The 21,891-nt window shown below is 61.6% G+C and carries 22 protein-coding genes; 17 read left to right on the forward strand and 5 right to left on the reverse strand.

Translation table 11 applies throughout. The annotated features are described in order from the left end of the window. Positions 1 to 82: 82 nt before the first annotated feature. Positions 83 to 802 carry a FadR/GntR family transcriptional regulator gene (locus PDR5_RS16605; RefSeq protein WP_011334609.1) on the forward strand — a complete coding sequence of 240 codons (720 nt, stop codon included), beginning with the start codon at positions 83 to 85 and terminating at the stop codon, positions 800 to 802. A gap of 263 nt (positions 803 to 1,065) precedes the next feature. Here the strand turns inward: PDR5_RS16605 and PDR5_RS16610 are convergent, their stop codons facing one another. Both PDR5_RS16610 and PDR5_RS16615 read right to left on the reverse strand, forming a co-directional pair. Next, the gene (locus tag PDR5_RS16610) at positions 1,066 to 3,450 is read right to left on the reverse strand and encodes an efflux RND transporter permease subunit (protein WP_064597248.1); all 2,385 of its coding nucleotides are present in this window, start codon (positions 3,448 to 3,450) and stop codon (positions 1,066 to 1,068) included. A gap of 28 nt (positions 3,451 to 3,478) precedes the next feature. Beyond that, positions 3,479 to 4,507, reverse strand: a complete 1,029-nt coding sequence (locus tag PDR5_RS16615) for a WD40/YVTN/BNR-like repeat-containing protein (protein ID WP_064597250.1) — start codon at positions 4,505 to 4,507, stop codon at positions 3,479 to 3,481. Between the two features lie 324 nt (positions 4,508 to 4,831). On the opposite strand from PDR5_RS16615, the gene PDR5_RS16620 reads away from it, so the two are divergent. The 7 genes from PDR5_RS16620 to PDR5_RS16650 all read left to right on the forward strand — a co-directional run bounded on the left by PDR5_RS16620 (position 4,832) and on the right by PDR5_RS16650 (position 10,177). Next, positions 4,832 to 5,422, forward strand: coding sequence for an amino acid synthesis family protein (locus PDR5_RS16620; protein ID WP_007957412.1), 591 nt, complete (start codon positions 4,832 to 4,834; stop codon positions 5,420 to 5,422). Positions 5,423 to 5,454: 32 nt separating this feature from the next. Then, positions 5,455 to 6,288, forward strand: a complete 834-nt coding sequence (locus PDR5_RS16625; protein ID WP_064597252.1) for an alpha/beta fold hydrolase — start codon at positions 5,455 to 5,457, stop codon at positions 6,286 to 6,288. Continuing rightward, positions 6,285 to 7,766 (forward strand): aldehyde dehydrogenase, encoded by a 1,482-nt coding sequence (locus PDR5_RS16630; protein WP_064597253.1) that lies wholly within the window; start codon positions 6,285 to 6,287, stop codon positions 7,764 to 7,766. Before PDR5_RS16625 ends, PDR5_RS16630 begins: the two co-directional genes overlap by 4 nt. A gap of 12 nt (positions 7,767 to 7,778) precedes the next feature. After that, entirely contained in the window at positions 7,779 to 8,264 is a 486-nt protein-coding gene (locus tag PDR5_RS16635) for a flavin reductase family protein (RefSeq protein ID WP_064597255.1), read from the forward strand. A gap of 135 nt (positions 8,265 to 8,399) precedes the next feature. Next, entirely contained in the window at positions 8,400 to 8,789 is a 390-nt protein-coding gene (locus PDR5_RS16640) for a carboxymuconolactone decarboxylase family protein (protein ID WP_007968634.1), read from the forward strand. Between the two features lie 58 nt (positions 8,790 to 8,847). Beyond that, positions 8,848 to 9,612 (forward strand): GntR family transcriptional regulator, encoded by a 765-nt coding sequence (locus tag PDR5_RS16645; protein WP_007957403.1) that lies wholly within the window; start codon positions 8,848 to 8,850, stop codon positions 9,610 to 9,612. 1 nt (position 9,613) lies between these two features. Continuing rightward, positions 9,614 to 10,177 (forward strand): NUDIX hydrolase, encoded by a 564-nt coding sequence (locus tag PDR5_RS16650; protein WP_007957402.1) that lies wholly within the window; start codon positions 9,614 to 9,616, stop codon positions 10,175 to 10,177. 18 nt (positions 10,178 to 10,195) lie between these two features. Here PDR5_RS16650 and PDR5_RS16655 read toward each other — a convergent pair whose 3' ends face one another. Beyond that, entirely contained in the window at positions 10,196 to 10,489 is a 294-nt protein-coding gene (locus PDR5_RS16655; protein ID WP_064597257.1) for a DUF1330 domain-containing protein, read from the reverse strand. 65 nt (positions 10,490 to 10,554) lie between these two features. Between PDR5_RS16655 and ribBA the strand changes: the two genes are divergently transcribed. The 5 genes from ribBA (at position 10,555) to PDR5_RS16680 (ending at position 15,895) form a co-directional block, all read left to right on the forward strand. Then, complete coding sequence (ribBA, locus tag PDR5_RS16660; protein WP_064597259.1) at positions 10,555 to 11,664, forward strand: bifunctional 3,4-dihydroxy-2-butanone-4-phosphate synthase/GTP cyclohydrolase II; 1,110 nt, start codon at positions 10,555 to 10,557, stop codon at positions 11,662 to 11,664. Between the two features lie 276 nt (positions 11,665 to 11,940). Next, a complete protein-coding gene (locus tag PDR5_RS16665; protein WP_064597261.1) occupies positions 11,941 to 12,966 on the forward strand; it encodes an ABC transporter substrate-binding protein in 1,026 nt (341 codons plus the stop codon). Next, positions 12,963 to 13,907 carry an ABC transporter permease gene (locus PDR5_RS16670; RefSeq protein WP_039766889.1) on the forward strand — a complete coding sequence of 315 codons (945 nt, stop codon included), beginning with the start codon at positions 12,963 to 12,965 and terminating at the stop codon, positions 13,905 to 13,907. The genes PDR5_RS16665 and PDR5_RS16670 overlap by 4 nt, the downstream gene beginning before the upstream one ends. Positions 13,908 to 13,913: 6 nt before the next feature. Next, positions 13,914 to 14,723, forward strand: coding sequence for an ABC transporter permease (locus PDR5_RS16675; protein ID WP_007957396.1), 810 nt, complete (start codon positions 13,914 to 13,916; stop codon positions 14,721 to 14,723). Between the two features lie 17 nt (positions 14,724 to 14,740). Next, a complete protein-coding gene (locus tag PDR5_RS16680; RefSeq protein ID WP_064597263.1) occupies positions 14,741 to 15,895 on the forward strand; it encodes an ABC transporter ATP-binding protein in 1,155 nt (384 codons plus the stop codon). Between the two features lie 246 nt (positions 15,896 to 16,141). On the opposite strand, the gene map is transcribed toward PDR5_RS16680, so the two are convergent. Then, positions 16,142 to 16,933, reverse strand: coding sequence for a type I methionyl aminopeptidase (gene map / locus PDR5_RS16685; protein ID WP_064597265.1), 792 nt, complete (start codon positions 16,931 to 16,933; stop codon positions 16,142 to 16,144). Continuing rightward, positions 16,930 to 17,190: a ParD-like family protein gene (locus PDR5_RS16690; RefSeq protein ID WP_064597267.1), complete on the reverse strand. Its 261-nt coding sequence runs from the start codon at positions 17,188 to 17,190 to the stop codon at positions 16,930 to 16,932. Before PDR5_RS16690 ends, map begins: the two co-directional genes overlap by 4 nt. 397 nt (positions 17,191 to 17,587) lie before the next feature. Between PDR5_RS16690 and PDR5_RS16695 the strand changes: the two genes are divergently transcribed. From PDR5_RS16695 to PDR5_RS16710, 4 genes are all read left to right on the forward strand, one after another. After that, the gene (locus PDR5_RS16695) at positions 17,588 to 18,964 is read left to right on the forward strand and encodes a pyridoxal-phosphate dependent enzyme (protein ID WP_064597269.1); all 1,377 of its coding nucleotides are present in this window, start codon (positions 17,588 to 17,590) and stop codon (positions 18,962 to 18,964) included. Then, positions 18,961 to 20,139, forward strand: coding sequence for a trans-sulfuration enzyme family protein (locus PDR5_RS16700; RefSeq protein WP_064597271.1), 1,179 nt, complete (start codon positions 18,961 to 18,963; stop codon positions 20,137 to 20,139). The genes PDR5_RS16695 and PDR5_RS16700 overlap by 4 nt, the downstream gene beginning before the upstream one ends. Before the next feature lie 548 nt (positions 20,140 to 20,687). After that, the gene (locus PDR5_RS29970) at positions 20,688 to 21,374 is read left to right on the forward strand and encodes a hypothetical protein (RefSeq protein ID WP_064597273.1); all 687 of its coding nucleotides are present in this window, start codon (positions 20,688 to 20,690) and stop codon (positions 21,372 to 21,374) included. Positions 21,375 to 21,554: 180 nt separating this feature from the next. After that, the gene (locus PDR5_RS16710; protein ID WP_039766904.1) at positions 21,555 to 21,869 is read left to right on the forward strand and encodes a hypothetical protein; all 315 of its coding nucleotides are present in this window, start codon (positions 21,555 to 21,557) and stop codon (positions 21,867 to 21,869) included. Positions 21,870 to 21,891 lie beyond the last annotated feature (22 nt).

Raw genomic sequence — 21,891 nt, forward strand, 5'->3', positions numbered from 1 at the left:
ATACACCGCTATCGCGAGCAGGCTCGCTCCCACATTGCTATGATGCGCGGCATCTCCATCGCTCAGGATCGCGCCACTCCCCATGGATTACCGCAAACCTTCCGACCGTAAAAGCATGCACTCGCGCATCGTCCAGGAACTGGGCATGCAGATTGTTTCCGGACGTTTTCTGCCCTGCGACAAACTGCCCGCCGAAGCCCTGCTCTGCGAGGAGTACGCGGTCAGCCGGCCGGTGTTGCGCGAAGCCACGCGAGTGCTGGTCGCCAAGGGCCTGGTGTATTCCAAACCCCGCGTCGGCACCGTGGTCAAGCCGCGCCGCGAATGGCACATGCTCGACCCGGACGTATTGCACTGGTTGATGCAAAGCAGCCCGCAGAACGAGTTCTTCAACGTCCTGACCAGCGTGCGCAGCATCATCGAACCGGCCGCCGCCGCCCTCGCCGCCCAGCATGCGACCGATGCCGACATTGCGTCGATTGCCGAGGCTTACCAGCGCATGGAAGCGGCCCCGACCCCGGAAGCCTTGTTGCAGCCGGATCTGGACTTTCACAGCCGAATTGCCGACGCGACCCACAACGATTTGCTGGCCAACCTGTGCAACATGCTTGCGGTGGCGATTGCCGAGGCGCTGAAGCACTCCAATCAACGGCCGAATCTGCATGAGTTGGCGTTGCCGCGGCATAAGGCGATTCTGACGGCGATCGAGAATCGTGATGCGTTGGGGGCTCGGCATGCGACGTTGGTGCAGTTGGATGATGCGCGCAGTGCCTTGAGTGTTGTGCTGGGGGCGGATCTTTCTTAAGCCTTGAGACCGCTTGCCCTCACCCTAGCCCTCTCCCAGAGGGAGAGGGAACCGATTGGGGGATACTTGAGAGATACGCCGACTTGAACGATCCGCTTTGAATCCATAATCGACTCGGTTTTTCAAGTCGATGTATCACGCGAGACATTGCGGTCAGTCCCCTCTCCCTCCGGGAGAGGGCTAGGGTGAGGGGCTTTTGATCTTGCCCCATAAAAAAGCCGCAACCCTTCAAGGTTGCGGCTTTTTCATTTCAGCCAAACGGATCAGTGAGCAAACAACGAATTGCCCTTCTGCCCTGCCAGTTTCTCCGGCTTGATCAGGAACTTCGCCAGTGCCGGCAGCAGCCACAGCGCACCGAACATGTTCCACAGCAACATGAAGGTCAGCATCAGGCCCATGTCGGCCTGGAACTTGATCGCCGAGAAGATCCAGGTGCACACACCAATGGCCAGGCACAGGCCGGTGAACAGCACCGCCTTACCGGTGGATTTCAGGGTCTGGTAATAGGCTTCCTGCAACGGCAGGCCGGCACGCAGGAAACTTTCCAGACGGCTGTAGATGTAGATGCCGTAGTCCACGCCGATCCCCACGCCCAGCGCCACCACCGGCAACGTCGCCACCTTCACGCCGATACCCATGAACGCCATCAGCGCGTTGCCCAGCACCGAGGTCAATACCAGCGGCAGCACGATGCACAGGGTCGCCGCCCACGAGCGGAAGGTGATCATGCACATGACCGCCACGCAGATGTACACCAGGATCAGGATGGTCAGCTCGGACTTCTTGATCACCTCGTTGGTGGCCGCTTCGATGCCGGCGTTACCGGCGGCGAGGATGAATTCCAGGCCTTCCTTGTTGTTTTCCTTGGCGAAGTCCTGCACCGCATGCACCGCGCGATCCAGGGTTTCAGCCTTGTGGTCGTTGAGGAACACCAACACCGGCGCCAGTGAGCAACTGTTGTTGTACAGGCCGTCGGCCCGGGCGATGGAGTTGTTCAGCACGTCCGGGTTGCGCGACAGGGTTTCCCATTTCAGGTTGCCCTCGTTCATGCCCTTGATCATCTGCTTGGACACGGTCACCAGCGAGATCGCCGACTGCACGCCCTCGGTGTTCTGCATCTTCCACATCAGCTCGTCGATCGGCGCCATGGCTTCATAACGCGAGCAGCCTTCGGACTTGGTCTTGACCATCACCACCAGCACATCGGAGCTGGTCGAGTAGTTATTGATGATGAAGTTGTTGTCCTTGTTGTAGCGCGAGTCCGGACGCAGTTCCGGAGCGCCCTGGTCGAGGTCGCCGATCTTCAGGTTCTGGCTGTACCAGAGGCCGCCACCGAAGGCGACCAGCGCCAAGGCAATGGAAATCGGGGCGACTTTCGGGTTGGCAAAGTTCGACAGCAGGCGCCAGAACGGATGCTCGCGGTGCGCGTCCTTCTTGCTCTTGGCGATGGCGCGCTTGCTGATGCCGACATAGGAAATCGCCACCGGCAGCAGGATCAGGTTGGTGAACACGATCACCGCCACGCCGATGGAAGCGCCGATAGCCAGCTCGCGGATCACCCCGATGTCGATGATCAGCAGTGTGATGAAGCCGACGGCGTCCGCCAGAATCGCGATCATCCCCGGCAGGAACAGCTGACGGAAGGTCCGCCGTGCGGCCGTCAGCGCGTTATCAGCCTCGCCGGATTGCAGGGCGATCCCGTTGATTTTCTGCACGCCGTGGGAAATGCCGATGGCGAAAATCAGGAACGGCACCAGCATCGAATACGGATCAAGGCCGAACCCGAAGAAGTGCATCAACCCGAGTTGCCAGACCACCGCCACCAGCGTGGTGCTCAACACCGCCAAGGTGCTGCGCAGGCAGTTGGTGAACCACAGCAGCAGGATCAGGGTGATGACGAAGGCGATGCCGAAGAACATCACCACCATCACCAGGCCGTCGATCAGGTCACCGACCTTCTTGGCGAAACCGACGATGTGGATCTTGACGTTGGGGTTCTGCGCTTCGAACTTGTTGCGGATCTTGTCTTCGAGCTCATGGGAGAACTGGCGATAGTCCAGCGCCAGCAGCTTGCCTTGGTCCTGCGGGTCCGGGTAGGACTCCAGCAGCGGGATGTCGACAATGCTCGACTTGAAGTCGTTGGCCACCAGACGCCCGACCTGACCGGACTTGAGCACGTTGTTGCGCAGCAGATCGAGGCTGTCCTGGGAGCCGTTGTAGCTCTGCGGGATCACTTCGCCGCCGGCAAAACCTTCCTCGGTCACTTCGGTCCAGCGCACACTCGGGCTCCACAGCGACTTGAGGCCGGAACGGTCGACGCCGGAGATGTAGAACACCTCGTCGTTGATCTGGCGCAGAGTCTCCATGTACTCCCTGGAGAAGATGTCGCCGTCCTTCGCTTCCACCGAAATGCGCACGGTGTTGCCCAGGTTCGCCAGATCGTTGCGGTGCTCCATCATTTTTTCAATGAACGGATGCTTGAGCGGGATCATCTTTTCGAAACTGGTGGACGGACGGATCAGCGTGGCCTGCCAGAACAGGAAAATGCTGACCAGCAGGCAGATCACGATCACTGCCGGGCGGTTGTTGAAGATCAGGCGCTCGAGAAACGTCGCCTTGTCCTGATGATGAGTGCTCAAGGAAGTCATAGCCCCGCCTTCTTATTATTGATTCGGCTCATTTGCCCAGCTCGGCGCCGTTCGGCGAAGTGACCCGAACGCCACCCTGCCCGCTCAGGATCAGATTGCCGTTGCCGGCGGCGGTGACCGACGACAGCGAGATGCGATCCGGACGGTTGAACACGCTGAAGGTTTCGCCGTTGTCGCTGCTGCTGACCACCGAGCCGCCGTTGCCGACGATGACGATGGAGCCGTCCGCAAGCAGTGTGGCACCGGACAGGCCGAACTCCAGCGAACCGCGCGCAGCTTTCAGTTCGACCTGCTCCCAGGTGCTGCCGAAATCGGTGGAGCGGTAAAGGTTGCCCCGCAGACCGTAGGCCAGCAGGGTTTGCGGCTGCGCCGTGCCGATCACGCCGAACAGCGAGCCTTCGTACGGGCCTTCGAGTTTTTCCCAGGTCTGGCCCCAGTCGGCGGAGCGGAACATGCTGCCCGACTCGCCAACGATGAACAGACCGGCGTCTTTTACCGCGCCGATGGCGTTTAGGTGGAACTGGTCTTCGTTGTCGAGGCGATCACTGACGTCTTCCCAGTTTTTGCCGCCATCGGTGGTTTCCAGCAGCGCGCCGTAGGCACCCACCGCCAGGCCGCTGTTGACGTCCTTGAACCAGACGTCGAGCAGCGGCGATTCGCGCTTGAGGTCTTCGAACTGTTTGGTCCAGGTCAGGCCGCCGTCTTCGCTGGCGAGGATCTGCGCGTCGTGGCCGACGGCCCAGCCGTGCTTGTCATCGACGAAATACACGGCGGTCAGCAACTGGCGGCTCGGCACCTTGGCCTGGGTCCAGGTCTTGCCCTGGTCGTCGGAATAGAGAATGTGCCCACGATCCCCGACCGCCACCAGGCGGGTTCCGGCGTGAACGACATCGAGCATCAGGCTTTTCGAGGCCTTGGCCGATTCGGTGGAATAGACCACGTCGGCTGGCGCTTCGGCGGCGAGAACCGGCGCCGACAATGTGGCAAAGCCCAGCAGAGAGAGTGCTGTGGCCAGCAACGCGGTGTTGCGTAACGCCGGCGGGCGGCAACGACTCATAGACCTTCCCCTGTTTATTATTGTTGGTCATGGACCTTAAGGGCGCCGCAAGGGTGCTCACGGTGACTGCCTGGTCACAAGCATAGTCCTGAAACCCGCTGTCCAGAGCCCCTTCGGAAGCTGGCTCATCCTATCGGGCATTCGAAACGTCTGACAATCGGCGCAACGTTATCTTTTGTTAACCGAAAGGGACTTCAGCGGCGGCTGAATGCGCGGGCATTCGTCCGACTGATGGCGGGGATTCTTGCGATGGGGACTTGCACGATCGGTATTATGGTATACCATCAGACGCACAGACACTCTTTATCCCCTACGGAGCAGCTCATGAGTTTCGAAATTCGCAAGATCGTCAGCTATGTCGAAGAGACCTTCATTGAAGGCGGCAAGGCGTCCGACACCCCGGTGACCATGGTCGGCCTGGCCGTCGTGATGAAGAACCCGTGGGTCGGCAATGGGTTTGTCGAAGACCTCAAGCCGCAGATCCGCGCCAATTGTTCGGATCTCGGCGCGATGATGGTCGAGCGTCTGGTGGGGATCATCGGCGGCGCCGAGAAGATCGAGGCTTACGGCAAAGCCGCGGTGGTCGGTGCCGATGGCGAAATCGAACACGCGTCGGCGGTGATCCACACCCTGCGCTTCGGCAACCACTACCGCGAAGCGGTCAAGGCCAAGAGCTACCTGAGCTTCACCAACAAGCGCGGCGGTCCGGGCACTTCGATTCAGATTCCGATGATGCACAAGGATGACGAAGGCCTGCGCTCGCACTACATCACCCTGGAAATGCAGATCGAAGACGCCCCGCGCGCCGACGAAATCGTCGTGGTGCTCGGTTGCGCCGACGGTGGTCGCCTGCACCCGCGCATCGGCAACCGCTACATCGATCTGGAAGAACTGGCCGCCGAAAAAGCCCAGTAACCACAATAAAAAAGGCATTGCAGGAGCGCTCCATGATTCGGCTCACCGCTGAACTCACCCCGGCCGGCACCAGTTATCTGGCGACAGGCGTTGGCCAACCCGTGGTGTTGATCCACGGCGTAGGCCTGAACAAAGAAATGTGGGGCGGCCAGATCGTTGGCCTGGCCACGCAATACCGGGTGATCGCCTACGACATGCTCGGCCATGGCGCCAGCCCGCGACCGGCCAACGGCACCGCCCTGCTCGGTTACGCTGATCAGTTGCTGGAGCTGCTCGACCACCTGCAATTGCCTGAGGCATCGGTGATCGGCTTTTCCATGGGCGGCCTGGTGGCGCGGGCGTTTGCCCTGCATTACCCGGAACGCCTGAAAAGCCTGGTAGTGCTCAACAGCGTGTTCAACCGCAGCGAAGAGCAGCGCGCCGGGGTTATCGCCCGTACCGCGCAGGCTGCCGAACACGGGCCGGACGCGAATGCCGAAGCGGCGCTGTCGCGCTGGTTCAGCCGTGAATACCAGGCGGCCAACCCGGCGCAGATCGCTGCGATCCGCCAGACCCTGGCTGGCAATGATCCGCAAGGCTACCTGACCACCTACGAACTGTTCGCCACCCAGGACATGTACCGTGCCGACGACCTGGGCAGCATCCAGGCGCCGACGCTGATCGCCACCGGCGAGCTGGACCCCGGATCGACCCCGGAAATGGCCGAGCAACTGGCCGCGCGCATTCCCGGCGCGAAGGTTGCCGTGCTGCCCGAGCAACGGCATATGATGCCGGTAGAGTCGCCACGGCTGGTGAACCAGACACTGCTGGAATTTCTCGACACCGCACACGCCCGACAAAACCATATAAAGGGGATCGTTGCATGACGCTCGCACGCTTCCAGATGTGCATCGGCGGAGAATGGGTCGATGCCCTCTCCGGCAAGACTTTCGAAAGCCTCAACCCGGCGCTGGCCGAACCCTGGGCCGTACTGCCCGACGCTGACGAGGCCGACGTCGAACGCGCCGTGCAAGCCGCGCAGACCGCCTTCGACAGCCCGGCATGGCGTGGTTTGACCGCCACCGCGCGCGGCAAACTGCTGCGTCGTCTCGGTGACCTGATCGCTGAAAACAAGGAACAACTGGCGCAGCTGGAAAGCCGCGACAACGGCAAGCTGATCCGCGAAACCCGCGGTCAGGTCGGTTATCTGCCGGAGTTCTTCCACTACACCGCCGGCCTCGCCGACAAGCTCGAAGGCGGCACCCTGCCGCTGGATAAGCCCGATCTGTTCGCCTACACCGTGCACGAAGCCATGGGCGTGGTCGCCGCGATCATTCCCTGGAACAGCCCGCTGTACCTGACCGCGATCAAACTGGCGCCGGCGCTGGCGGCGGGCAACACCATCGTGATCAAACCGTCCGAGCATGCCTCGGCGACCATCCTCGAACTGGCGCGTCTGGCCCTCGAAGCAGGGATTCCACCGGGCGTGGTCAACGTTGTCACCGGCTACGGCCCGAGCACTGGCGCCGCCCTCACCCGTCATCCGCTGATCCGCAAGATCGCCTTCACCGGTGGCGCCGCCACGGCCCGGCATGTGGTGCGCAGCAGCGCCGAGAACTTTGCCAAGCTGTCGCTGGAACTGGGCGGCAAGTCGCCGAACATCATCTTTGCCGACGCTGATCTCGACAGCGCGATCAACGGTGCGATTGCCGGGATTTATGCGGCATCCGGGCAGAGTTGCGTATCCGGCTCGCGACTGCTGGTGCAGGACGAAATCTACGACGAGTTCGTCAGCCGACTGGTGGAACGCGCCCAGCGCATCCGCATCGGCAACCCGCAGGACGACAGCAGCGAAATGGGCCCGATGGCTACCGCGCAGCAACTGGCGGTGGTGGAGGGTCTGGTGGCTGATGCGATTGCCGAAGGTGCACGCCTGCGTCTGGGTGGCAAGCGTCCGAGTGGCGTGGGTGACGGCTGGTTCTACGAACCGACGCTGTTCGAATGCGATCGCAACTCGATGAAGATCATGCAGGAAGAAGTCTTTGGTCCGGTCGCCTCGGTGATCCGTTTCAAGGACGAAGCCGAAGCGCTGGCGATCGCCAACGACTCGCAGTTCGGCCTCGCTGCCGGCATCTGGACCCGCGATCTGGGCCGCGCCCATCGCCTGGCCCGGGACGTGCGCTCGGGGATTATCTGGGTCAACACCTACCGCGCGGTGTCGGCGATGGCACCGATCGGCGGCTTCAAGAACAGTGGCTATGGACGCGAAAGCGGCATCGATTCGGTGCTGGCCTACACCGAACTGAAAACGGTGTGGATCAACCTCTCCCAGGCGCCGATGCCTGATCCGTTTGTGATGCGTTAGGAGTCCTGCGACATGATCGAACCCGGCATTTACAAAGACGTCATGAGCTCGTTTCCTTCCGGGGTCACGGTGGTCACCACCCTCGACCCGGACGGCGGCATCGTCGGCATCACCGCCAGCGCCTTCAGTGCGCTGTCGATTGATCCGGCGCTGGTGCTGTTCTGCCCCAACTACGCCTCCGACACCTACCCGGTGCTGCGCGACAGCAAGAAGTTCGCGATCCATTTGCTGTCCGCCGACCAGACCGCCGAAGCCTATGCTTTCGCCGGCAAAGGTAAGGACAAGGCCAACGGCATCGAGTGGCACTTGAGCGAGCTCGGTAACCCGATCCTCGCCAAGGCCACGGCGATCATCGAGTGCGAGTTGTGGCGCGAATACGACGGCGGCGATCACGCGATCATCGTTGGCGCAGTGAAGAACCTGATCCTGCCGGCGCAACCGGTGACGCCGATGATTTATCACAAGGGCAAGCTTGGGCCATTGCCGACCCTGGCCTGACAGATTCACACAAATTCCACTGTGGGAGCGGGCTTGCTCGCGAAGGCGTCGTGTCAGCCGACACCTATGTTGAATGAGCTACCGCATTCGCGAGCAAGCCCGCTCCCACAAGGGATTGTGGTGACTGGAGGATTTATGAGTAACGAGAAGTATGAAAAGGGCCTGAAGATCCGCACCCAGGTGCTGGGCGAAGCCTATGTGCAGCGCTCGATCGAGAATGCCGACGACTTCACCCGCCCGCTGCAGGAAATGGTCACCGAATACTGCTGGGGCCACGTCTGGGGACGTGAAGGCCTGTCGCTCAAAGAGCGCAGCATGATCAACCTGGCGATGATCTCGGCGCTCAACCGTCCGCATGAACTGAAACTGCATGTGCGCGGCGCCTTGCGTAACGGCCTGAGTCGTGAGCAAATACGCGAAATTCTGCTTCAGGTCGGTATTTATTGCGGCGTCCCGGCAGCCGTGGACAGTTTCCGGCTCGCCCGTGAAGCCTTCGCCGAAGCCGACGCCGAGGCCTCCAGTTAACCCCTCGGCTGTTTTGATGCCCGTCTGGCATGGACAGCCACCTTAAAGAGCGGACCCCATGAAACGCCTGCCACTCGACGACAGCTTCAAGGTCAATCGCAACCCCGTCACCCTGCGCGAAATCGTGCTGGATAAACTGCGAAGCGCCATCATGAACTTCCAGCTGCTGCCGGGCGATCGCCTGGTGGAGCGCGATCTGTGCGATCGCCTGGGCGTGAGCCGTACGTCGGTGCGTGAAGCCTTGCGTCACCTGGAATCCGAAGGCCTGGTGGAATTCGCCGACGCCAAGGGGCCGCGCGTGGCGATCATTACCCTCGCCGATGCCGTCGATATCTATGAACTGCGCTGCGTGCTCGAAGGCCTGATCGTCCAGCTGTTCACCCTGCGCGCCAAGGCCAAGGACATCAAGGCCCTGGAAAAAGCCCTCGACGAGAACCGCAAGGCGCTCAAGGACGGCGAGTTGCAACAGGTGATCGACTCGGTGCAGGGTTTCTACGACGTGCTGCTGGAAGGTTCGGGCAACCATGTTGCGGCCACCCAGTTGCGTCAATTGCAGGCGCGCATCAGCTACCTGCGTGCGACGTCGGTGTCCCAGGAAAACCGTCGCGGCGCCAGTAATCACGAGATGGAAAAAATGGTCGAGGCGATCAAGAGCGGCGATCCGCTGGCGGCGCATCAGGCGTGCGTCGATCACGTTCGCGCCGCGGCTGCCGTGGCCCTCGATTACCTCAAGCGCAAGCAGGAAGAGACCGGCACCGATCTCAAGAGCACTCCGCCGATCACCCTGCCCATCGCGCTGAAAGAACCGCGCATAGGTCACTGACATGTTCAGCCCGAGCTTTTGCCCGAAATGCGGTGGCGCTGACCTCGGTCAGCAGGTGCCGCCGGGCGATACGCACGAGCGCCTGATGTGCCGCGGCTGCGGCTACATCCACTATGTAAACCCGAAGATCATCGCTGGCTGCATCATCGAGCAGGACGGCAAATATCTCCTGTGCCAACGGGCAATTCCCCCGCGTCCCGGCACCTGGACCCTGCCCGCCGGTTTCATGGAAAGCGGCGAAACCACCGAGCAGGCCGCCCTGCGCGAAGTCTGGGAAGAAAGCGGCGTACGCGCGGAAATCGTCTCGCCGTACTCGATCTTCAGCGTGCCGAAGATCAGCGAGGTCTACATCATCTTCCGCGCCCTCGCGCTGGAGATCACCGGCCAGTACGGCCCGGAAACCCTCGCCTGCAAATTCTTCGCCCCCGAAGACATCCCGTGGGAGCAGATCTACTACCCGGCGATCCGGCAGATCCTCGAACGCTACATCGAGGAACGCCAGGCCGGGGTGTATGGCATGTACATGGGCAATGATGACAGCGGCAAGATTCATTTCATGCGTTGATCGCCCTGCCCGCGCTGCTTACGGCGCCATCCCTTCCACAATGATGATCTCCGCCCTCGCCCACTCCTCGCGGTAGCTCTTCGCTTCCTGATACGCCGCCGAGTGGTAGCACGCCACCGCCTGCTCATAACTGTCGAATTCAATCACCACGCTGCGCTGCGGCGTCATCCGCCCTTCCATCGCTTCGCTGCGCCCGCCTCTGGCTAAAAACTTCGCGCCGAACTCGGCGAACGCTTTCGGCGCGCGCTGGGTGTATTGGCTGTAGTGATCGGGATCGGTGATGTCCACGTGAGCAATCCAGTACGCCTTCATAGTGACCTCTTGGTTGATTTTGTATTATGGTATACCACGAATTTCACTTACATCGAGAGTCCAGCATGGCCTTCAACAGCATCGAAGAAATCATCGAAGATTATCGCCTCGGCAAAATGGTGTTGCTGGTCGATGACGAGGATCGGGAAAACGAAGGCGACCTGCTGCTGGCCGCCGACCGTTGCACGCCCGAGGCGATCAGTTTCATGGCCCGCGAGGCTCGGGGGCTGATCTGCCTGACGTTGACTGACGATCATTGCCAGCGCCTGGGACTGGAGCAAATGGTGCCGAGCAATGGCAGCGTGTTCAGCACCGCGTTCACGGTCTCCATCGAAGCGGCGGTCGGCGTGACTACCGGCATTTCCGCCGCCGACCGCGCTTGTACGGTGGCCGCTGCGGTGGCGCCGAACGCACGCGCAGAAGACCTGGTGCAGCCCGGCCATATCTTTCCGCTGCGCGCCAAGGAAGGTGGCGTGCTGACCCGCGCCGGCCACACCGAAGCCGGTTGTGATCTGGCGCGGCTGGCGGGGTTCACGCCGGCCTCGGTGATCGTCGAGGTGATGAACGACGACGGCACCATGGCCCGTCGTCCGGATCTGGAAGTCTTCGCGCGCAAGCACGGGATCAAGATCGGCACCATCGCCGACCTGATCCACTATCGCCTGAGCACCGAACACACCATCGAACGCATCGGCGAGCGGGAACTGCCGACGGTGCATGGCACGTTTCGCCTGATCACCTTCGAAGATCGCATCGAAGGCGGCGTGCACATGGCGATGGTCATGGGCGAGTTGCGCCGTGAGGAACCGACGCTGGTGCGCGTGCATGTGATCGATCCGCTGCGCGATCTGGTGGGTGCCGAGTACAGCGGGCCGTCGAACTGGACGTTGTGGGCGGCGTTGCAACGGGTCGCGGCCGAAGGGCATGGCGTGGTCGTAGTGCTGGCCAATCATGAGTCTTCCCAGGCGCTGCTGGAGCGCATTCCGCAACTGACTCAGCCGCCTCGGCAGTTCAGTCGCTCGCAATCGCGGATCTATTCGGAGGTCGGCACCGGGGCGCAGATTCTGCAGAACCTGGGCGTCGGCAAGCTGCGCCACCTGGGCCCGCCTCTGAAATATGCCGGTTTGACCGGCTACGATCTTGAGGTGGTCGAGAGCATTCCGTTCACCGAGTAAAGCAGCCCTCACCCCAGCCCTCTCCCGAAGGGAGAGGGAGCCGACCGAGTTGTTTTACCGCTATACATCGACCTGAAACTCCGAGTCGAACTTGAGTTTTGAACAGCAAGAAGACCTTCGCCAGATAGCCGGTACGGCAAAGTGCTTGCACAAAGTTTGGAATACCATAATATGATATTCCATAGACCGGACGACCCAAAAACCGTCCAGCTACTGCTCCCGACAGGCGGGCAACAACGCAAGCCCGCTCAAAAACACAACAATGAGGGCGTAAAAATGGTGTTGAACAAAGCTGCAACCGCGATCTTTTTTGCGGGACTGCTGAGCGTGACCGGTCAGGCCGCGATGGCCGCCGAGAGTGTGAACTTTGTCAGCTGGGGCGGTAGCACCCAGGATGCGCAGAAACAGGCCTGGGCCGATCCGTTCAGCAAGGCCAGCGGCATCACCGTCGTGCAGGACGGCCCGACCGACTACGGCAAACTCAAGGCCATGGTCGAAAGCGGCAACGTGCAATGGGACGTGGTCGATGTCGAAGCCGACTTCGCCCTGCGCGCCGCCGCCGAAGGCCTGCTCGAACCCCTCGATTTCAAACAGATCCAGCGCGACAAGATCGACCCGCGTTTCGTCAGCGACTACGGCGTCGGCTCGTTCTTCTTCTCCTTCGTCCTCGGCTACAACGAGGGCAAACTCGGCGCCAACAAGCCGCAGGACTGGAGCGCGCTGTTCGACACCAAGACCTTCCCCGGCAAACGCGCCCTGTACAAATGGCCGAGCCCCGGCGTGCTTGAACTGGCCCTGCTCGCCGACGGCGTAGCAGCCGACAAGCTCTATCCGCTGGACCTGGATCGCGCCTTCAAGAAACTCGACACCATCAAGAAAGACATCGTCTGGTGGGGCGGCGGCGCGCAGTCGCAGCAACTGCTGGCTTCCGGTGAAGCGAGCATGGGCCAGTTCTGGAACGGCCGGATCCACGCCCTGCAGGAAGACGGCGCACCGGTCGGCGTGAGCTGGAAACAGAACCTGGTCATGGCCGACATTCTGGTGGTGCCAAAGGGTTCGAAAAACAAGGACGCGGCGATGAAGTTCCTGGCCAGCGCCAGCAGTGCCAAAGGCCAGGCCGACTTCTCCAACCTGACCGCCTACGCCCCGGTCAATGTCGACAGTGTGGCGCGTCTGGACTCGACGCTGGCCCCGAACCTGCCGACTGCCTACGCTAAGGATCAGATCACTCTTGATTTCGCGTACTGGGCCAAGAACGGTCCTGCCATCGCGACACGGTGGAACGAATGGCTGGTCAAATGAAAATGGCGGCCACCGCGTCCCGTCCCTCCACTGCCACCGGGAGCGCCGCGAGCGCTGCCGGCCTGGCATCCGGCAAGGCGAGTGCAATGGCGCAAGCCCCGTCCCTCAAGCAACGCTGGCGCGGCGCCGGCAACCTCGCGCCGGCGCTGCTGTTCCTCGGTCTGTTCTTTCTCGCCCCGCTGATTGGATTGTTGCTGCGCGGCGTGCTGGAACCGGTGCCGGGCCTTGGCAACTATGAACAACTGTTCGCCAACTCGGCGTACGCCCGGGTGCTGTTCAACACCTTTTCGGTGGCGGGACTGGTGACGGTGTTCAGCCTGCTGTTGGGCTTCCCGCTGGCCTGGGCAATCACCCTGGTGCCGCGAGGCTGGGGCCGCTGGATCCTCAACATCGTGCTGCTGTCGATGTGGACCAGCCTGCTCGCCCGCACCTATTCGTGGCTGGTGCTGTTGCAGGCTTCGGGCGTCATCAATAAAGCCCTGATGGCGATGGGCATCATCGATCAGCCGCTGGAAATGGTGCACAACCTGACCGGCGTGGTGATCGGCATGAGCTACATCATGATCCCGTTCATCGTGCTGCCGTTGCAGGCGACCATGCAGGCCATCGACCCGATGATCCTGCAGGCCGGTTCGATCTGTGGCGCGAGCCCGTGGACCAATTTCTTCCGGGTGTTCCTGCCGCTGTGCCGGCCGGGTCTGGCGTCCGGCGGGTTGATGGTGTTCGTGATGTCGCTCGGTTACTACGTCACCCCGGCGCTGCTGGGCGGAGCGCAGAACATGATGCTGCCGGAATTCATCATTCAGCAGGTGCAGTCGTTCCTCAACTGGGGCCTGGCCAGCGCCGGCGCCGCGTTGCTGATCGTCATCACGCTGGTGCTGTTCTACGTCTACCTGAAGCTGCAACCGGAATCCCCGGTTGGCGCCAGTAATGCGAGGTAAACCGACATGCTCCTGACGCCCAATGCCATGAGTCGCCGGATGCGCTTCGGCCTGTATTTCACCACCGGGCTGATCGGCCTGTTCCTGCTGTTGCCGATCGTGTTCATCGTCCTGCTGTCGTTCGGTTCGTCCCAGTGGCTGGTGTTCCCGCCGCCGGGCTGGACGCTGAAATGGTACGTGCAGTTCTTCTCCAATGCCGACTGGATGAGCGCAGCGCTGGCCAGCCTCAAGGTCGCGGTACTGACCACGATCTGCGCCGTCGCCCTCGGTTTGCCGACTGCCTTTGCGCTGGTGCGCGGACGCTTCCCCGGCCGGGAAATGCTCTACGGTCTGTTCACCCTGCCGATGATCGTGCCGCTGGTGATCATCGCCGTGGCGGTGTACGCGCTGTTCCTCAAGCTCGGCTACACCGGGACGATGTTTGCCTTCGTCGTCAGCCATGTGATCGTCGCGCTGCCGTTCACCATCATCTCGATCATCAATTCGCTGAAGCTGTTCGATCAGTCGATTGAAGACGCGGCGGTGATCTGCGGTGCGTCACGCCTGCAAGCGGTGTTCAAGGTGACCTTCCCGGCGATTCGCCCGGGGATGGTGGCCGGCGCCCTCTTCGCCTTCCTGGTTTCGTGGGACGAAGTGGTGCTCAGCGTGATGATGGCAAGTCCCACCCTGCAAACCCTTCCCGTGAAAATGTGGACCACCCTGCGCCAGGACCTGACGCCCGTGATCGCCGTCGCCTCGACGCTGCTGATCGGCCTGTCGGTATTGGTCATGGTGATCGCCGCCGCCCTGCGCCGGCGCAACGAAATCAGCGCCTGAGCGCCCAGGAGTACGACATGAGTGCCGTGATCAAAGACGCATCCCAGCAGAACGACAAACCCCTGGTCAGCCTGCGCAACCTGAACAAGCACTACGGCGATTTCGCGGCCGTGGACAACATCTCGCTGGACATCAAGGACGGCGAATTCCTGACTTTCCTCGGCTCCAGCGGCTCGGGCAAAAGCACCACGCTGTCGATGCTCGCCGGCTTCGAAACCCCGAGCAGCGGCGAGATCCTGGTCAACGGCCAGTCGCTGGTGAACGTGCCGCCGCACAAGCGCGACATCGGCATGGTGTTCCAGCGTTATTCGCTGTTCCCGCATCTATCGGTACGCGACAACATCGCGTTCCCGCTGGCGATCCGCAAACTTGCTGCGGCCGAGCGTGATAAACGCGTCGATGCGATGTTGAAACTGGTGCAGCTGGAACAGTTCGCCCATCGTCGTCCTTCGCAACTGTCCGGCGGCCAGCAGCAACGGGTCGCCATTGCACGGGCGCTGGTTTACGAGCCACGTATTCTGCTGATGGACGAACCGCTCGGGGCGCTGGACAAGAAACTGCGTGAAGACCTGCAGGATGAATTGCGCCAGTTGCACCGTCGCCTCGGCATCACCATCGTCTACGTGACCCACGACCAGGAAGAAGCCATGCGCCTGTCCCAGCGCATCGCGATTTTCAGTCACGGCAAGATTGTCGGGCTCGCCAGCGGTTATGACCTCTATCAGAATCCGCCGAATGCGTTTGTGGCGTCGTTTCTGGGTAACTCGAACTTTCTCAAGCTCAAGGCGCAGGGCAATGCGGCGGCGAGTTTTGAGGGGCAGTCGCTGTCGATTCGCCTGACCGCTGGATTGCAGACCGGGCAGGATGTGCTGCTGATGGTGCGGCCGGAAAAGGCGTTGGCGTTGAGTGTGCAGCAAGCGATCGATGAACCGCTGGCGGCGGGCTGGAACGAGGTTTCGGCGAAGGTGGTCGAGGTGTTGTTTCTGGGTGAGAGCCAGACGTGCAGTGTGGTGACGTCGGGCGGGACTGCGATGACGGTGAAGGCATTGTCGGCGGCGGGGATGCCGTTGAAGGCTGGGGATCCGGTTCGGGTGCGTTGGGCGACGGCGGATGCTTGTGTTTATACGGAGTGGGCGGAGAGCGATTTGAACAAAGCGGCGGGGGCTCATTAACACCGAGTCGCCTGCCCGCCCTCACCCCAGCCCTCTCCCGGAGGGAGAGGGAGCCGACCGGGGTGTCTTGCGCTGTACATCGACCTGAAAAACCGAGTCGATTGTGGATTTGGCACAGCATTCTGGTCAGCGGCGATTATGGATTCACTGCGGAGTTTTCAGGTCGGCGTAATTCTCCAATATTCCCCAATCGGCTCCCTCTCCCTCCGGGAGAGGGCTGGGGTGAGGGCCAGAAGGCGACTCGGACTATCTGATCGGCGCAAAACCCTCAATTTCGTCAGGCCAAGCCGTCAACACCTCAAACCCATCCTCCGTCACCGCCACCATGTGCTCCCACTGCGCAGACAACGATTGGTCCTTGGTCACAACCGTCCAGCCATCCGCCAGACTCTTCACATGCCGCTTGCCGGCATTGAGCATCGGCTCAATGGTAAAGATCATCCCCGCCTTCAGCTTCATGCCCTGCTCCGGATAACCGTAATGCAGCACCTGCGGTTCATCGTGATAAACCTTGCCGATCCCGTGCCCGCAGTACTCACGCACCACGCTGAACCCTTCTTTCTCCGCCAGCGTCTGGATCGCATGACCGATGTCACCCAACGTAGCGCCCGGACGCACCACGCGGATGCCCGCGCACATGGCGTCGTAAGTGGTCTTGATCAGATGTCGCGCCTCGGGCGTCGGTTCGCCCACTACGTACATGCGGCTGGTGTCGCCGAACCAGCCGTCCTTGATCACCGCGATGTCGAGGTTGACGATGTCGCCGTCCTTCAGCACGCGCTTCGACGGAATGCCGTGACACACCACTTCGTTGACCGACGCGCAGACGGTTTTCGGGAAGCCGTGGTAACCGACGTTGGCCGGAATGGCTTTCTGCACATTGACGATGTAGTCGTTGCACAACTGGTCGAGTTGATCGGTCGTCACGCCAGCCTTGACGTGCGGCACCAGCATCGCCAGCACCTCGGCGGCCAGTCTGCCGGCCTCGCGGGATTGAGCGATTTCGGCTTGGGTGTTGATCTTGATCGGGTTTCTCATGCCTTTACCGCCTCTTTGGCCGAGGCGTTCTGCGCGGCATCCGCCAGTGCGCAGACTTGCTGCAGATCCAGACCGCCCGACTGCTCGGCGCGAATCAGCAACCGGCAAATGGCGTGGTGATCAAGATCGGGATACAACTCGGCGAGCATGCCGATGCGCATCCAGTGCTCGGCCTGCGCGTTGATCGAGCGGCTGAGTGCGTTGCTGGAGATGCGCAGATTCTCGTGCATGTCCTCTGAAATCTTTACGATGCCCATGGCAATATCCGATACGAAGTGTATATGGATCGTATATTAATCGTGTGTCGCTCGGGATTGCAAACGCTGCATACCCGGTAAGTCGCTGAGAAAAAATCTGCCCGGCACCGGAGACTGGTTCTGACGAGCAATCAATCAGCATTTTTCGCTGCAAGATTTTTACTATCGGATCAAGCGCTTCATGACGCTGAAGACGCCCTTTCAATACTCGATGACGCCTGCGTATAAACCCCTGCAAATCACTTCCTTCACCTCTCCGATTTCGTTCTATCGTTAGATCGAAATGGCAGTATTTCCGGCTTTTTAAAGGTTGCGACAGCGCAGGTCAGAGCCTATGTTGCACGCGAGCTTTTTCCCCGCGAATGGAACGCGATCAACACCACAAAGAGGTGAAGAGATGTCAAAGGATTCACGCCCTGCCGTACTTGGGCTGATCGGCAATACGCCGCTGGTACAAGTCACCCGCTTCGATACCGGTCCCTGCACCCTGTTTCTCAAACTCGAATCACAAAACCCCGGCGGTTCGATCAAGGACCGCATCGGTCTGGCCATGATCGACGCCGCTGAGCGCGATGGTCGCCTGCAACCCGGCGGCACGATCGTCGAAGCCACCGCCGGCAACACCGGTCTGGGCCTGGCTCTGGTCGGCCGCGCCAAGGGCTACCGCGTCGTGCTGGTGGTGCCGGACAAAATGTCCACCGAAAAAGTCCTGCATCTCAAAGCCATGGGCGCCGAAGTGCACATCACCCGCTCCGATGTCGGCAAGGGTCATCCCGAGTATTACCAGGATGTCGCCGCGCGTCTGGCCAAGGACATTCCCGGCGCGTTCTTCGCCGACCAGTTCAACAACCCGGCCAACCCGCTGGCCCACGAGTGCAGCACCGGGCCGGAAATCTGGGCCCAGACCGAGCATGACCTGGACGCGATCGTGGTTGGCGTTGGCTCGGCCGGCACGCTGACCGGCCTGACCCGCTTCTTCAAGCGCGTGCAACCGGATCTGGAAATGGTCCTGGCCGATCCGGTCGGTTCGGTGATGGCTGAATACAGCCGCAGCAAGCATCTCGGCACCGCAGGTTCGTGGGCGGTGGAAGGCATCGGTGAGGACTTCATTCCGTCGATCACCGACCTGTCGAGCGTGCGCAACGCCTACTCGATCAGCGACGAGGAAAGCTTCGATCACGCGCGCCAGCTGCTGAAAGCCGAAGGCATTCTCGGTGGTTCGTCCACCGGCACCCTGCTCGCTGCCGCGCTGCGCTACTGCCGCGAACAGACCGAGCCGAAGCGCGTGGTCAGCTTCGTCTGCGACACCGGCACCCGATATCTGTCGAAGGTCTACAACGACCAGTGGATGACCGATCAGGGCCTGCTGCAGCGCAAACGCTACGGCGACCTGCGCGACCTGATCGCCCGACGCTTCGAGGACGGCAAAGTTGTCAGCGTCGGCCCGGACGATACGCTGATGACCGCGTTCCAACGCATGCGCCTGGCCGATGTTTCGCAACTGCCGGTGCTGGTGGATGGTAAGCAACTGGTCGGCGTGATCGACGAATCGGACATTCTGGTGCGTGTGCACGAAGACGCCTCGCTCTTCAGCAAACCCGTCGCCAGCGCGATGACCGACAAGTTGCAAACCCTCGCCCCCGGCGCGACGCTGGCTGAACTGGAAGCCGTACTCAGCAGCGGTCTGGTGGCCATCATCGCCGACGCTTCAGGCTTCCATGGCCTGATCACCCGCGTCGACATGCTCAATCAATTACGGAGATCCCTGGCATGAGCCAGCACGACAAGAACGCCCGTCAACAAGGCTTCGCCACCCGCGTGATCCACGCCGGGCAAACGCCGGACCCGACCACCGGCGCGCTGATGCCGCCGATCTACGCCAACTCCACGTACCTGCAAGACAGCCCCGGCGTGCACAAGGGGTTTGACTACGGCCGCTCGCACAACCCGACGCGCTTTGCCCTGGAGCGCTGCGTGGCGGATCTGGAGGGCGGCACCCAGGCGTTCGCCTTCGCGTCCGGGCTGGCGACGATTTCCACCGTGCTCGAACTGATCGACGCCGGCTCGCACATCGTGTCCGGCAATGACCTGTACGGCGGCACGTTCCGTCTCTTCGACAAGGTGCGTCAGCGCAGTGCCGGGCATCGTTTCAGCTTCGTCGATCTGGCGGATCTGTCGGCGTTCGAAGCGTCGTTGCAGGACGACACGCGCATGGTGATCGTGGAGAGCCCGACCAACCCGCTGCTGGGTCTGTCCGACCTCGCCGCCATCGCCCGTATCTGCAAGGCGCGCGGGATCATCTGCGTGGCCGACAACACCTTCGCCAGCCCGTGGATCCAGCGTCCGCTGGAACTGGGTTTCGACATCGTGCTGCACTCGACCACCAAATACCTGAACGGTCACTCCGACGTGATCGGGGGGATTGCCGTGGTTGGCGACAATCCTGCGCTGGCCGAGCGTCTGGGCTTTCTGCAGAACGCAGTCGGTGCCATCTCCGGCCCGTTCGACGCGTTCCTCACCCTGCGTGGCGTGAAGACGCTGGCGCTGCGTATGGAGCGTCATTGCAGCAATGCGCTGGATCTGGCGCGCTGGCTGGAGCAACAGCCGCAGGTCAAACGCGTCTACTACCCGGGTCTGGAATCCCATCCGCAGCACGAACTGGCCAAGCGTCAGATGCGTGGGTTCGGCGGGATGATTTCCCTGGATCTGAACAGTGATCTGGCCGGCGCCCGGCGCTTCCTGGAGAACGTGCAGATCTTCGCCCTGGCCGAAAGCCTTGGCGGTGTGGAAAGCCTGATCGAGCACCCGGCAATCATGACTCACGCGACCATTCCGGCCGAAACCCGTGCCAAACTCGGCATCGGTGACAGCCTGGTGCGTCTGTCGGTGGGCGTCGAGGACATCGAAGACCTGCGTGCCGATCTGGCGCAGGCGCTGGCCAGCATCTAAAGCCCGAAAACGTCAAAGCCCGCACAAGGCGGGCTTTGGTGTTTGAGTAGGCGGCCAGTGCTGGTCTCTGGCTTACGAGGTTTCTCAGGACTCCCACAGTACAGGCAATGTGCTCTGCTGCTTCACACGGCATAAGGGCTGGAACCCAGCGCGGGGTTCTTTCTAACCGTATACCCTTCGAAACGCGCCCAACGCTTCCTCGCTATCCGCTTGCGCATCAGTCTGCGTCTTCGCCTACATTCTTGAGCCTAGCAAACACACTGCATTGCGCTACGCGGTTTTTAGACTGATTGTTTTCTAGCGCAGGCCTGCAAGGAAGCTAACCGACTATCGCCTTCACGACCCTTCAGCCTGCCTCCCGCCAAGGGCGAACTATACTTTTCAGTTCGCTGTCCAGATTTCCTGTAAACCGTCGACACCTGTGCACCCTCCGGTGCCCCCGTGCCATTCACCAATCTGGTTGACCCCGGGCCGACGAGCCTTCCGTCTAGCAACGAATGACGGGTAACGCTCGGTTGCTGTGTGGCTGATGGGGCGTGGAGAAAATCATGAAGCACACGCTTTGGCCGGGCCTCGTCCTGGCAGTTGCGGCAACAGTGGCAATGCCCAGTGTCTGGGCTGCGCAGGCGCAGGCATTGGCGTCGGATGGGGCGGATCATGTGGGGGCGGGAGCGGTTGCTTCTGATGGTTCGGATCATGTTGGCGCCGGCGCCGTTGCCTCTGACGGCTCCGATCATGTCGGTGCTGGCGCGGTAGCTTCTGACGGCGCGGACCACGTCGGCGCCGGAGCAGTTGCCTCCGACGGCTCCGATCACGTTGGCGCTGGCGCCGTTGCTTCTGACGGTTCCGATCACGTTGGCGTCGGTGCCGTTGCTTCTGACGGTTCCGATCACGTTGGCGCTGGCGCCGTTGCCTCTGACGGTTCCGATCACGTCGGCGTCGGTGCCGTTGCTTCTGACGGTTCCGATCACGTCGGCGCCGGAGCCGTTGCTTCTGACGGTGCGGATCACGTCGGCGCTGGCGCTGTTGCTTCTGACGGCTCCGATCACGTCGGCGCCGAAGCCGTTGCTTCTGACGGTGCGGATCACGTCGGCGCAGGCGCAGTCGCCGCCGATGGCGCAGACAAGGTCGGTGCCAGTCGACTCGCCTACTCCCGCGCAGGCGTCGGCTCCGACCAGGTCGCTTCCGCCCTCATGAGCGGCAGCTATTCGGATCAGTTCAACAGCCCTCAATAACCGCTATCGGCGCAATCAGCCCACCGCTGGTTGCGCCGCACTAGCACATTTGTGCTAATCGACCACCCCGTTCCCTGGCGTTATATTCCCTCGCAACCCCCGACGCTCCCCAACATTGCCGCTGTGCAGTGCGCGGGATCGTTGTGCCTGGAAAAACAACAACACCAAGGAAGAAACACCATGAAACTTCAGCTCAGCCTCGCCAAGATTACAGTTCTCGGTGCCCTGCTCCTCGGCGCCAGCGGTTGCCAGACCGCCAAACCCACCGAAGACAGCATGCGCGAACGCGCCCAGACCGTCATCGGCCAACCGGTCACCAAGATCGGCAACATCCGCAACGACAGCACGCTGACCTACTACACCGCCTACACCGCCGCCGGCGAATACAACTGCGAGTTGCCCAGCGGCGCAATCATCGCGGTGGCGAGCATGGGCATCATGACGCCTCCGCTGTCCTGCCTGCCCAAAGGCGCGTCGCCGATTCCGTACCAGTAATCCGGCGCAGGAAAACCGTTCA

It is taken from the genome of Pseudomonas sp. DR 5-09 (assembly GCF_001655595.1).
Taxonomy (GTDB): domain Bacteria; phylum Pseudomonadota; class Gammaproteobacteria; order Pseudomonadales; family Pseudomonadaceae; genus Aquipseudomonas; species Aquipseudomonas pharyngis.

Coding starts and splice junctions, on each gene's coding strand:
- PDR5_RS16605 (WP_011334609.1), top strand. CDS start 83: ATGGATTACCGCAAACCTTCCGACCGTAAAAGCATGCACTCGCGCATC.
- PDR5_RS16610 (WP_064597248.1), bottom strand. CDS start 3,450: ATGACTTCCTTGAGCACTCATCATCAGGACAAGGCGACGTTTCTCGAG.
- PDR5_RS16615 (WP_064597250.1), bottom strand. CDS start 4,507: ATGAGTCGTTGCCGCCCGCCGGCGTTACGCAACACCGCGTTGCTGGCC.
- PDR5_RS16620 (WP_007957412.1), top strand. CDS start 4,832: ATGAGTTTCGAAATTCGCAAGATCGTCAGCTATGTCGAAGAGACCTTC.
- PDR5_RS16625 (WP_064597252.1), top strand. CDS start 5,455: ATGATTCGGCTCACCGCTGAACTCACCCCGGCCGGCACCAGTTATCTG.
- PDR5_RS16630 (WP_064597253.1), top strand. CDS start 6,285: ATGACGCTCGCACGCTTCCAGATGTGCATCGGCGGAGAATGGGTCGAT.
- PDR5_RS16635 (WP_064597255.1), top strand. CDS start 7,779: ATGATCGAACCCGGCATTTACAAAGACGTCATGAGCTCGTTTCCTTCC.
- PDR5_RS16640 (WP_007968634.1), top strand. CDS start 8,400: ATGAGTAACGAGAAGTATGAAAAGGGCCTGAAGATCCGCACCCAGGTG.
- PDR5_RS16645 (WP_007957403.1), top strand. CDS start 8,848: ATGAAACGCCTGCCACTCGACGACAGCTTCAAGGTCAATCGCAACCCC.
- PDR5_RS16650 (WP_007957402.1), top strand. CDS start 9,614: ATGTTCAGCCCGAGCTTTTGCCCGAAATGCGGTGGCGCTGACCTCGGT.
- PDR5_RS16655 (WP_064597257.1), bottom strand. CDS start 10,489: ATGAAGGCGTACTGGATTGCTCACGTGGACATCACCGATCCCGATCAC.
- ribBA (WP_064597259.1), top strand. CDS start 10,555: ATGGCCTTCAACAGCATCGAAGAAATCATCGAAGATTATCGCCTCGGC.
- PDR5_RS16665 (WP_064597261.1), top strand. CDS start 11,941: ATGGTGTTGAACAAAGCTGCAACCGCGATCTTTTTTGCGGGACTGCTG.
- PDR5_RS16670 (WP_039766889.1), top strand. CDS start 12,963: ATGAAAATGGCGGCCACCGCGTCCCGTCCCTCCACTGCCACCGGGAGC.
- PDR5_RS16675 (WP_007957396.1), top strand. CDS start 13,914: ATGCTCCTGACGCCCAATGCCATGAGTCGCCGGATGCGCTTCGGCCTG.
- PDR5_RS16680 (WP_064597263.1), top strand. CDS start 14,741: ATGAGTGCCGTGATCAAAGACGCATCCCAGCAGAACGACAAACCCCTG.
- map (WP_064597265.1), bottom strand. CDS start 16,933: ATGAGAAACCCGATCAAGATCAACACCCAAGCCGAAATCGCTCAATCC.
- PDR5_RS16690 (WP_064597267.1), bottom strand. CDS start 17,190: ATGGGCATCGTAAAGATTTCAGAGGACATGCACGAGAATCTGCGCATC.
- PDR5_RS16695 (WP_064597269.1), top strand. CDS start 17,588: ATGTCAAAGGATTCACGCCCTGCCGTACTTGGGCTGATCGGCAATACG.
- PDR5_RS16700 (WP_064597271.1), top strand. CDS start 18,961: ATGAGCCAGCACGACAAGAACGCCCGTCAACAAGGCTTCGCCACCCGC.
- PDR5_RS29970 (WP_064597273.1), top strand. CDS start 20,688: ATGAAGCACACGCTTTGGCCGGGCCTCGTCCTGGCAGTTGCGGCAACA.
- PDR5_RS16710 (WP_039766904.1), top strand. CDS start 21,555: ATGAAACTTCAGCTCAGCCTCGCCAAGATTACAGTTCTCGGTGCCCTG.